Origin of the sequence: Mycobacterium sp. (assembly GCF_049673265.1) — a bacterium.
Lineage (GTDB): Bacteria > Actinomycetota > Actinomycetes > Mycobacteriales > Mycobacteriaceae > Mycobacterium.
In genome coordinates this window covers 1-11,028 of the sequence record NZ_JBATXN010000124.1, presented here as the reverse complement: position 1 = coordinate 11,028, position 11,028 = coordinate 1, and the positions used below count along the sequence as shown (strand labels likewise).

The 11,028-nt window shown below is 67.1% G+C and carries 9 protein-coding genes and 1 pseudogene; 4 read left to right on the top strand and 6 right to left on the bottom strand.

What is annotated here, in order from left to right:
* The coding region (locus WBF82_RS04285; protein ID WP_424381855.1) for a SpoIIE family protein phosphatase at positions 1 to 2,250 on the top strand (2,250 nt) is incomplete at its 5' end.
* Positions 2,247 to 2,585, top strand: a complete 339-nt coding sequence (locus tag WBF82_RS04280; RefSeq protein ID WP_424381854.1) for an STAS domain-containing protein — start codon at positions 2,247 to 2,249, stop codon at positions 2,583 to 2,585. The genes WBF82_RS04285 and WBF82_RS04280, both read left to right, overlap by 4 nt.
* Here WBF82_RS04280 and WBF82_RS04275 read toward each other — a convergent pair.
* Complete coding sequence (locus WBF82_RS04275) at positions 2,582 to 2,857, bottom strand: hypothetical protein (protein ID WP_424381858.1); 276 nt, start codon at positions 2,855 to 2,857, stop codon at positions 2,582 to 2,584. The two genes, WBF82_RS04280 and WBF82_RS04275, sit on opposite strands and share 4 nt — an antisense overlap.
* Before the next feature lie 63 nt (positions 2,858 to 2,920).
* Here WBF82_RS04275 and WBF82_RS04270 point away from each other — a divergent pair, with 63 nt between their 5' ends.
* Positions 2,921 to 3,199, top strand: coding sequence for an Rv1535 domain-containing protein (locus WBF82_RS04270; protein ID WP_424381857.1), 279 nt, complete (start codon positions 2,921 to 2,923; stop codon positions 3,197 to 3,199).
* On the opposite strand, the pseudogene WBF82_RS04265 reads toward WBF82_RS04270, so the two are convergent.
* From WBF82_RS04265 to WBF82_RS04245, 5 genes and pseudogenes are all read right to left on the bottom strand, one after another.
* Positions 3,120 to 5,492, bottom strand: a pseudogene (locus WBF82_RS04265) (cation-translocating P-type ATPase); the annotation flags it as partial. The gene WBF82_RS04270 and the pseudogene WBF82_RS04265 sit on opposite strands and share 80 nt — an antisense overlap.
* Before the next feature lie 1,967 nt (positions 5,493 to 7,459).
* Positions 7,460 to 7,900, bottom strand: coding sequence for a hypothetical protein (locus WBF82_RS04260; protein ID WP_424381853.1), 441 nt, complete (start codon positions 7,898 to 7,900; stop codon positions 7,460 to 7,462).
* Between the two features lie 192 nt (positions 7,901 to 8,092).
* The gene (locus WBF82_RS04255) at positions 8,093 to 8,899 is read right to left on the bottom strand and encodes an exodeoxyribonuclease III (RefSeq protein WP_424381856.1); all 807 of its coding nucleotides are present in this window, start codon (positions 8,897 to 8,899) and stop codon (positions 8,093 to 8,095) included.
* Between the two features lie 48 nt (positions 8,900 to 8,947).
* Complete coding sequence (locus WBF82_RS04250) at positions 8,948 to 9,838, bottom strand: N-acetylglutamate synthase, CG3035 family (RefSeq protein WP_424381852.1); 891 nt, start codon at positions 9,836 to 9,838, stop codon at positions 8,948 to 8,950.
* Positions 9,838 to 10,431 (bottom strand): peptide deformylase, encoded by a 594-nt coding sequence (locus tag WBF82_RS04245; RefSeq protein ID WP_424381851.1) that lies wholly within the window; start codon positions 10,429 to 10,431, stop codon positions 9,838 to 9,840. The genes WBF82_RS04250 and WBF82_RS04245 overlap by 1 nt, the downstream gene beginning before the upstream one ends.
* Positions 10,432 to 10,612: 181 nt before the next feature.
* Here WBF82_RS04245 and WBF82_RS04240 point away from each other — a divergent pair, with 181 nt between their 5' ends.
* A complete protein-coding gene (locus tag WBF82_RS04240) occupies positions 10,613 to 10,921 on the top strand; it encodes a DUF3263 domain-containing protein (RefSeq protein WP_424079926.1) in 309 nt (102 codons plus the stop codon).
* Positions 10,922 to 11,028: the final 107 nt, after the last annotated feature.

Genomic DNA, 11,028 nt, shown 5'->3' with positions numbered 1-11,028 from the left:
CAGATCACCAGCGAGCTCGAACGCGGCACCACGGTCGCGGTCACTTTGCCGAAATCGCTTGTCGGCAGAGTGGTCGAGCATGCGCCGGCCGACCTGCTGGACAACCCGTATGTGGTCGAGGCGGATCAATGGGTTGCCCCGCCGGCGGCCGGGATTGTTCCCAACGAGGAGGACCGCGCACTGGTGTTGATCGCCGACGACAACGCCGACATGCGGGCTCATCTGGAACAGGTGTTGTCTGCGCATTGGCGAACGGTTCTGGTCGCCGATGGCGAAGCGGCCCTACGGTCCGCCCGCGAGCTTCGCCCGGACGCGATCGTGACCGACGTGATGATGCCGAAGCTCGACGGCTTGCACTTCGTCTCATCGATTCGCGGCGATCCCGACCTGGCCGCCACGCCGATTGTCATGCTCTCCGCCCGCTCCGGGAACGAGGCCGTCAGCGAAGGCTATGCGGGCGGTGTGGACGACTATCTGCTCAAACCGTTTCGCTCGCAGGAGTTGATCGAGCGGATCGCGGCGCGGTTGTCCGCCGCCAGCCGCGAACGCGCCGCTCAACAACAGCGGGAAGCCGAGCTGCGGCGTACCTCCGCAGTGGCTCAACTCGATGCCGCGTTGCAGGCCGCCGACTCGGCGGACGGAATCGCCGAGGCGTTGCTCGCCTCTGCGTTCGGCGCAGGTGGCGCCGCTGTGGTCGTGATCGGTCTCCTCGACGCCGACGAGAACAACGTCCGATTCTCCTATGCCGGTCCGGTCCCTGCGGAAGTCCGCGACCGCTACCACGTCGCCACCCTGGACACGCCGCTGGTGCCGGTCGATGTCATCAAGTCCGGTCAGCGGATGGTGATCACCGATACCTCGGCGCTGGCCCCGCGTTATGGCCACGTGGTGCAGGAAACCGGGGACAACGTCCGGGCCTGCGTCAGCCAGCCGTTGCGTGGGCATGACGGCAACGTGATCGGTTCGCTTGGGTTGCTGTGGCCCACACCGCGGGAGTTCGATCCCACTGAGCTCGAAATGTTCGCGCGGACTGCGGAAATCACCCAGTCGGCCCTGGACCGGGTCCGCATTGCGCAGCGCGAGCATCGGATCGCCGTCGACTTCCAAGAGCATCTACTCGATCTCGACCGCGGGTCCACGGCCGCGGTGGTGGCGGCGGTGTATCAGCCCGGCGGCGAGGCGATGCGAGTCGGCGGCGACTGGTATCTGGTAATGCCGATGCAGCGACCCGGTCAGATCGCGATATCCGTGGGCGACGTCGTCGGACACGGTCTGCCCGCCGCGATCGTCATGAGCAGACTGCGAGCCGCGGTCGCCGCGACCGCGCTCACCGGCGCCGAGCCGGACGCGGTGCTCGCCTCGCTGGACAAATATGCGGCGGCAATCCCAGGTGCGCGCTGCGCGACGGTCAGCTACGCCGTGATCGACCACGAACGACCGGAAACGGCCGACGGCAGCTCCAGCATCAGCTACACCTGCGCGGGTCATCCTTACCCCTTGCTGGTCACGCCGGACCAACCGCCGGTCTTCTTGCAGGGCGGCCGACGGCCCCCGATTGCGGCATGGGAAAGCCCGCTCAAACCGAATACCGCAGTAGACGAGCTGCCGGCGGGCACCCTCCTGCTGCTCTACACCGACGGGCTGATCGAGCGCCCGGGCGAGACACTCGATCAGGGATTCGCGCGGTTACAGGCCGCGGCCGCCTACCGTGCTGAGTTGTCGGTCGGAGAGTTTTGTGACGAGTTGCTCGACCGGATGACCCCGCCCGGCGGCTACACCGACGACGTCGTCCTGTTGGCGGTGCGTCCCAGCCACAGCTGCACCCGCAGCTTCGCCACTGTGCTGCCTGCCGCGCTGGCCAATATCCCGCAAGCCCGGCACCGGCTGAGCGATTGGCTGACCGGTATCGCGGTGGATCCGCCGCGGGCAGTCGACATCTTGCTGGCCACCGGGGAAGCGGTGAGCAACGCGATCGAGCATGGCAGCAGCGGAGATTCGCCCAGAACAATTTCCATCGAGGCTTTTGTGCGCGATCGCACCGTGACCGCGACCGTAAGCGATACCGGTCGCTGGTCGGGCGATTCCTCGGCCAGCCAACGTAGCTTGCGGGGAGGACGCGGGCTCACCATGATCAACGGACTTGCCGACGACGTGAAGACGGTTCGCACGGCGCACGGCACACGGATTACCCTGACTTTCCACCATGCAGTTTTCTCTCGGGCCGGCAAGGTGGCGGGCGTGACACCATGACCCGCGCGGATTTTCAGCTACAGAACTCCCACAACGGCGCCAGGGTGGCGACTCCTGCCGAAGTGACGGTCACCGGCGAGGTCGACGTGACCAATGTCGAGGAGTTCACCGAGTCGGTTCTGGCGGTGCCGGGTTCCCGGCCCGTCATTCTCGAATTGAGCAGGGTCAAATACCTGGACAGCGCGGGATTTGCGGCGCTGGATCGGCTGCTAGAACAGAACGCGATCGTCTTGGTTTTGTCGCCGGATAGCTTTATGTATCGGGTGGCCGAATTGATGTGTCTGCCGATCCACCACGACATCGAGACCGCGCGTCGCGTCCTGCAGGAGCGTTAGACGGACTCGATGGCCTCGCCGAGTTCCTCGAGGACCTTGTTGTGGTGGTTACTGGCCATGATGTGACCGGCTGCGATGACGACCGCAACCGGCCAGTCGATCAGCTCAAACGCGGCCAGAGCGGCCAGGCCGCCGTAGTAGGCGAGCTGATCTGGCCGCGGAATTTCCACCCGGCCAACTATGGGTAAATTCACAAAAAACGTTTCGCCCTCGCGGATGTGTTCGACGGCGTCGCGCTGAGAAGTGGCCCGACGCGTCTTCTTTTCGACCATCATTTGCCTTTCAGTAACTAAAGGTTCGCCGTCCCGCCGGATGCGTTGGTCACCGTCGAACATATGACGTCGACGACGGATCATCTCGCCGACCCACTAGCCTCAGGGGCCGCCGTTCTTCTGGCGATCCCGCTGATCGAGTTGTACGCCGTTCTGTGGCGGTTCGGCCTGGTGGAGGTTCAGGCTCAGCCGCAGGCCGATCGGCGGCTTCGAGCTGCAATGGACGCTTACTGTCAAGCACGCGGGTTGCGACGGCAACCGCGGCGGTCGCGGCCCCAGCTGAGCCCAGCGCCTGCGCCCACCCGATCGGGCCGAGCGGGGTGCAGCCAAGCAGCTGGCTGACGCCCGGGATGCTGATCAGCGTCCCCAGCACGGCCAGCGACCCGCCGGCAGTCAGTACGACCAGCGGAGCGCGCGAATCCAGCAGGGTCTGACCCAGCTGCGTGCTCACCAGCGCGACCAGCGCCACCGTCGAAGCGCGCCGGGGCCGTCCCGTCACACCGGCCATCACCCATGCCGCGGTGGCCGCCGCCGCCGTCGTCGTCCCGCGGATGGCGACCGCCCGCCACAGTGCTCGTTGATCGGGGCCGCGGCCCGTCGTCTGTAGCGGTCCGCTGAGCGGGCTGACCGCAAGCGCGGCGGCGGGCAACGCGTCGGTCATCATGTTCACCAGCAGCAGCTGGCGGGTGTTCAGCGGCGACGTTCCGCTGATCGCGGCGCCGATAATGGCAAACCCCACCTCGCCGGCGTTGCCGCCCAATAACACCGACACCGCGGCGTGCACCCGTTGCCAGAGCTGGTGTCCCTCGTCGATGGCTGCGACCAGCGCTTCGATTCGGCCGTCGACCAATACGACGTCGGCCGCGATGCTGGCTGGATCGCTGCCGCGCGCGACGACCGCGATGCCGACGGTGGAGGCCCGGATCGCGGCGGCATCGTTGGAGCCGTCGCCGACCATCGCGCAGACGTTGCCGGCGCGTTCCAGCGTCTGGACGACCTGCACCTTGTTCTCCGGTGACATTCGGGCGAAGATCACCCGCTCGGTGGCGGCGCGTTCCTGGTCTTTGCGCGACATCGCATCCCACTCCGCGCCGCTGATGACCTGCTCCACGCTCACCGGCATACCCATTTCCCGCGCAATCGCGGTGGCCGTGATCGGGTGATCGCCGGTGATCAGCCGGATGCCGACCTCGCGCTCGTACAGGGCCTTGAGCAGACCGGGTGCTTCGGCCCGCGGGGTATCGGACAACCCGAGGAACCCGGCCAGCGACAGCCCGTCTTGGGCCAGATCGGCGATGGCATCTTCGTCATCCGCAACGAGCTTGGCGTCTTGCGCGTCGAGCCGGCGCCGCGCGACCGCGATCACCCGCAAACCTTCGGCTGCCAGCTGACGTACCGTGCCGTCGATATCCGGGCCGACGTCTGCGCAGGCGGCGAGCACCACTTCGGGCGCGCCCTTGACGGTCAGCTCGTCGTCGGACACCGACGCCGAGAACGACCTGCCGGAGCGGAACGGCAGGTGGGCATCAGCATCGCCGGGATGCGAGCCGTTGGAGCCATCCACGGCCAGCGCCGCCTCGATGATGGCCCGGTCGGTGGCGTGTATTTGCGGGCCGCCGTTGGCGTCCGGCGCTGCGTGCGCCGCAAAGCGCAACACGTCGTCACCCGAGTAGTCGGCGACGGGATGCACCTGCGCGACCCGCAGGCGGTTTTCGGACAGCGTTCCGGTCTTATCGAAGCAAACGATGTCGACGCGGCCGAGCGCCTCGACCGAACGGGGGATGCGTACCAGCGCGCCATACTCGGTCAGCCGTCTGGCCGACGCGGCCTGGGCCAGCGTCGCCACCAGCGGCATGCCCTCCGGGACCGCGGCCACGGTGATCGCGATTCCACTGGCCACGGCTTCGCGCAGCCCTCGACGGCGCAACAGGCCCAGTGCTCCGACCAGCGCGCCGCCGGCCGTGCTGACCGGGAATGCCTGGTTGGTGAGCTTGCTGAGCTGATGCTGCAGCCCGACCTCCGGCAACTCACCGGACGCGAGTTCGGCGGCGCGACGCGCCTGGGTGTCGGCGCCGACGGCGGTGACCAGCGCGAGCGCGGTGCCCGCGACGATCGTGGTGCCGGCGAACAACATGCAGCGACGCTCGGCCAATTCGGCGCCCGGCGTTGCCTCGACCTGCTTTTCCACCGGCAGCGACTCACCGGTGAGCGTCGATTCGTCGACCTCGAGGTCGTCTTCTTCGATCAGCCGGGCATCGGCGGGGATCACCTCATGGGTGCGGATCTCGATCACATCGCCGGGCCGCAGTTGCTCCGCGATGACGTCGGTGTAGACCGGCGCGCCGTTGGAACCGATGGTCACTTTGCGGGCCGGCGGAACCTGTTGGGCCAGTAGTTCGTTCAGCCGGCTTTCGGCGCGCAGGCGCTGGCTGGCGGCCAGCACGGAGTTTCCGGTGAGCACCGAACCGACCAGCACCGCATCCACCGGCGAACCCAATATCGCGCTGGCTGCCGAGCCGAGAGCCAGCACCGGCGTCAGCGGGTCGGACAATTCGGCCTGCACCGCCTTGACGAACTGCCAAACCGCTCGTCGCGGTCGTCCGGTCAGCTCGGCCCCGCGATGAGCGGTTTCCATAGCCCGGGCCGCCAGCGGACTATGCTGGGGCGCCGGCGATTCCAGGGATTCCGGCGGCGGCAACATCTTGCGAACCTGCTCGACCGACATTGCGTGCCATTCGTGGATCGGGGCAGGCAGCGGAGTCGGTGCGCGGACCACTCGGCGGGCCAGCAAGTAGCCGGACAGCAGACCGGCCGCCGCGCCCGTCGTCACCGGGCCGGGCCCTTGGCCGCGCACGCCGGGCACCATCAGCAGCGCGCCCAGCGCTGTCGCGCCGGCGGATATCTCGATCCCACGCCGGCTTGCTGTCTTGGCCGCGGGGACCGCATGCAGTAGTCGCCATGCGCCGGCGAGGTCGCTCAATATCAGATCCGCCGTCCAGGGCGGCGGCTCGGAGTCCGAGTTGGGCATCACGCCAAGCCCGATGTCGGCTGATGAAAGTGCTTGTGCGGCAGCCGAAGACAATACGGCGACGGTGTGACCGGACTGTTGCAGATCGCTCAGCGCCGCGACCAGCGCATCGTCGATCGATCCGTTGTCGGCAGGCCGCAGCTCGTCGAACGCGGGCCGCAGCTCGCCAAGGTCGTCGATCTGAACGGAGATCAGATCCAGATCAGCCCGACGGGCCTCGGCCAGGACCGCTGAGGCCAGCGGATCGTGCGTGGGGCCGATGAGCGCTTCGATCTTCCCGCCGGACGGCCCTCCGGGAACCGGATGCCAGCCCACCCGCAGGCCGCGTTTCTCCAGCAGCAGCTGGGCGCGGTTCCACGCCGGGGAAACCTCGTCCTCGTCGGCGCCGCGGACCCGCACCACCCGCAGCGTGTTGGTACACAGCACCCGGGGATCGACCAGCAGCACGTCGACCCGATCCAGGCGGCGCAGACTTTGCGGGTGCAGCGGCAACACTTCGTGCTGCTCGGCCAGCCCTTGGCCAAGCGCCGCGGCGAACGATTCGCGGGTGGTGCGGGTGGCTTTCGGTGTGGTGACCAACGCCGCGGTCGAGGCCATGCCGACGTTGCGGGTGGCGGCGCCGACAGCTCCGACGCTGATCGCCTGAAGCAACGCGCTGCGCCGTGAGTGCCGCTCGACAGGGCCCTCCGGCAGCGGCACCGGGCGAGACGGCGGGTGCACGTCCGCGTACTCGGCATGAACGGCCAGCTTCGGCTCGTGGCGGGCCCAGGCCTGCGCTTCGGCGCGCATTTCGGTGGCTTTCAGCGCTTCCATCGCCAAGTCCACAGCGAGCGACGCCGGCGATAGCTCAATGACGTGTGCCGCTGTCATAGCCAAGCTCAGCACTGTGTCCGTCGCGGCTTGGCCGATGCTCTGCTCGAGCAGACGCCGCACCCGCGGCTGGTAATCGACGGCCACCACCGCGGCCTCGAAACCGTAGTTCAGTCGCGGCCAGCGCAGCACCCGGCCCGCGACCGCGGCGCCAACTCCAACAGCGGTGGCGCCGACGCCCACCGCCTTGGTGGCCAGGAGCAAACCGTCGCCCGGTAAAGCATTCGGGCGTGGAGTGGTATCGACTGAGCTGCAACGCTTTTCCGCCTCGCCCACCACATTGCTCAGCTCACGCAGCGAGGTCTGGTTGCCGTTCAGGGTGACCACGACCCGCGACAGCGGGCGGTTCAGGCTGGCCGACGTGACCCCGGGCAGGTTACGGACGGCGTCGAGGACGTCGTGCCCAAGCTCGGCGCCGCTTGGGCCGTCTAGCCCGCGGACCTCGATCCATGCCCGACCTTTGCCGCGCCAGCTATGCCGCGTCAGCGTGGGCGCGGGCAGCCCGTCCGATAGCGCTTTGACGCCTTCTCGTACCGGGATCACGGCCATGGTCAGGCCCGTCGAGGCGACCGTGCCTAACGAGCCTGCGGCGTTGGCCGCGGTTTGCACGGTGGCGCCGACTAGCGCAGAGGTTGCCTGTATACCAAACGCGACCGCGCGGAGCGGAGATGCTCGCACTGTTCCGACGGTACCCAACCGGGGGATTAGCGGCGGGCGCGCGACTGTGCGCCGCGCGACCGCGCCGGTGCCCGCTTGGCCGGCGATTTGCGTGGCTTTGACGAACTAGCTGAACTGGTCGACTTCGTCGGAACCGCCCTCACCGGTGTGACCGACGCCTTGTGCGAACCATCGGCGTGACCGTTATTAAGCTGCCGCAGCAAGAGAGCGCCGCCGCCGATGGCCAGCACCAGCGGCCATTCGATGAGCCCGGCGACGCCGAGCGCGCCCAATGTCAACGCTGCTGCCGGCACCGAATGGCTGCCGCTGCCGATTCCCCGCTTGATCCCGGTTGCGGCCCCGGTCACGGCGCCTACGACACCGTTGACAGCGGCACCGCCCACTGCACCCGCGGCCTCGGTGGTGGCCTCCGCGGCCCGGCCCGCCGTTCGAGTTACGGTGCGTACGGCGCCATTAACGACACCCATGATGACTCCCTGCTAATTGGTTGTTGAGGCCGTGAATCTGAAACCCGCTGCACGCCACACCGGCGGGGTTGCATAGGCGCGAACTCGCAAAGTTGCCGAAACCGTCACGATCCTGCGCAGCATTGAGCAATCCTATGGCCTTGTCCGGCAAATGAACAGAAAATGAATACCCGCAACCGATATTTGTATGCGTCAAGCTTGACGCAGATCGACCACGACCGGCGCGTGGTCGCTGGGCGCCTTGCCTTTACGTTCCTCCCGGACGATCTGCGCGTCAGCGACCCGGCTGGCCAGCGCGGGGGAGGCGAGGATGAAGTCGATGCGCATGCCCTGACGCTTCGGGAACCGCAGCTGGGTGTAATCCCAATAGGTGTAGACCCCGGGACCGGGGGTGAAAGGCCGTACCACGTCTGCAAATTGAGCGTTGACAATCGCGTCAAACGCTGTGCGTTCCGGTTCCGAAACGTGTGTGGCGCCCCGGAAGAATTCCACGCTCCACACGTCGTCGTCGGTTGGGGCGATATTCCAGTCGCCGACCAGCGCGATTTGCGCCGACGGATCGTCTCGTAGCCAGCCGGCAGCTGTATCGCGCAGTGCGGCAAGCCAATTCAGTTTGTACGCGTAATGCGGGTCGCCCAGAGCTCGGCCGTTGGGCACGTAAAGGCTCCACACCCGAACCCCGGCGCAGGTGGCGGCCAGCGCGCGGGCTTCGGCAGCGGCCTTAACGTCCGGCTTGCTGCTCCAACTCGGCTGGCCGTCGAAGCCGACCTCGACCTGTTCCAGGCCGACCCGTGACGCGATCGCCACGCCGTTCCATTGGTTGAATCCGCAATGCGCCACCTCGTAGCCCAGTTCCAAGAACGGCATCGTCGGAAACTGGTCGTCGGCACACTTGGTTTCTTGCATGGCCAACACGTCGACCCCGTCGCGCTCCAGCCAATCGAGGACGCGGTCCAACCGGGTGCGGATCGAGTTCACGTTCCAGGTGGCCAGCCGCACCGTGCCGTCGGGCCGCAGCGGGTCGCCGCCATCAACCATGGCCCGACCCTACGTGGCGGCTGGTGTGAAATAGCGTGCGCGGTGATGCAGCTTGAAGCCCAACGACTCGGCCAGAACGGCGGCAGCGTGATCGTCGTCGAGAATCCGGACATAACCACGGGTTGCGCCACGTACGGCACCCCACGCCAGCAGTGCTTCGGACAGCGGACCGTCTGCCGTGCCCATCGCCGACAGGCCCACCCAGCGGGTGCCGTCCGGGGCGTCGGTCACCGAAGCTCGCGCCACCGCCAGGTCTGCGTGGATACCGAACACGTGCTCGCCGTTGACGACTGCAGTCAGTACGTCCACGGGGATGTCGCGTTGGTAGAGCTGCAGCCAGGCGTCGTCGGGGCGGTCCGACAGCCGGATCGCCGGGTCGGGCTCGGCGGTGTGCACCTCGCGTACCAGCACAGCATTGGGTTGTTCACCTATAAAACGCAGCCGCTGGGGGTACCACCCGCTTGCGGGGGACAGCCGGTCGGCAATCGCGAGTCGTGGCGTCAGCCCGCGTCGGATGTACCAGTCGACTATCGCCGGGATCGTCGCTGTGCTGGCGGAAGTATCAAGCGGAACAGCCGAGTTCGCGCAAGCGGTGACGCCGTGCCCGGCGCGCAGCAACCAACCGTCCAGCCACTGCTGCTCTACGCCGGGCCAGGCGAGGGCGGCGGCGTGCTCGAGCCCGCGGATCTGCGAGGCGCGCACCGGCGCATCGCTCAGCGCCCGCACCGCGACCACGTCCGCGGCCGCGAACTGCACCACCGCACCGGTTTTCGTCTGCACTCGCACCAGCGGCTCGGTGTCGAGCAGATGCCCGACCGCGTCAGTCAGCGGCGGGATAGACCCAGCGGGACGCCGGTAACGCACAGTGACCCTTGTGCCGGGCGGTGGCCACGAAACCATCAGTGACCGAACGGGTCCGGCCCCTCGCCCGGTGTCCACGACAAGCCGGGGACACCCCAGCCGTGGGATTTGACCGCACGTTTTGCGGCCCGGGCGTGCCGTCCGATCAGGCGGTCCAGGTACAGAAAGCCGTCCAGATGTCCGGTTTCGTGCTGAAGCATGCGAGCGAACAACCCTGAGCCCTCGACCGTGATCGGGCTGGCGTCGGCATCGAGTCCGGTGACCCGGGCCCACTTAGCCCGCCCGGTCGGAAACGACTCACCCGGCACCGAGAGACAACCCTCGTCGTCGTCATCAGGGTCCGGCATGGTCTCGGGAACTTCCGAGGTTTCGAGCACCGGATTGACGATCACGCCGCGGCGGCGCGCCGATTGACCGCGCTCGTCGGCGCAGTCGTAGACGAACACGCGCAAGTCCACGCCGATCTGGTTGGCGGCCAGGCCAACTCCGTAAGCGGCGTCCATCGTGTCGTAAAGCGTGGCGATCAAGTCGGCAAGATCGGCCGGCAGCGACCCGTCCGCACCGACCGGAACTGGCTTGGTCGGGGTGTGCAAGACCGGATCTCCCACGATGCGAATGGGTACGACTGCCATGACCGGCAAGCTTAAGCGGCCCGCGGATGTGCTCGAGTTGCGGCCGGAGGCGGGGACAGGCAATCTCACCTAGTCAGCCGACTCGCGGGTTGGGTTGGGCGATCAACTGTTGCGAACATGGTTGAATATTCGCCGGAGCAGCGAGCATTCGAGAATTCGCCGAAAGGGTCGAGGAAGCGATATGGACAGCGCTATGGCGCGGGCTAATCGATCGGGGGACGACTCTGAACTCGCCGATGGGCTAACCCGCCGCGAACACGACATTTTGGCGTTCGAGCGCCAATGGTGGAAATACGCCGGGGCCAAAGAAGAAGCCATCAAAGAGTTGTTCGGAATGTCCGCCACGCGTTACTACCAGGTGTTGAATGCTTTGGTCGACCGGCCCGAGGCATTGGCAGCTGACCCAATGCTGGTCAAGCGGCTACGACGGCTGCGCGCAAGTCGGCAGAAGGCGCGGGCGGCACGACGGCTGGGCTTCGAAGTCACCTGAGCTACCACCCGCACGCCGAGCGTCGGTGTGGGTTTTGGCGCGCTCCTAGATACAGTGACGTCAATGAATGAGCGCGTTCCCGATTCGACCGGGCTACCTCTGCGGGC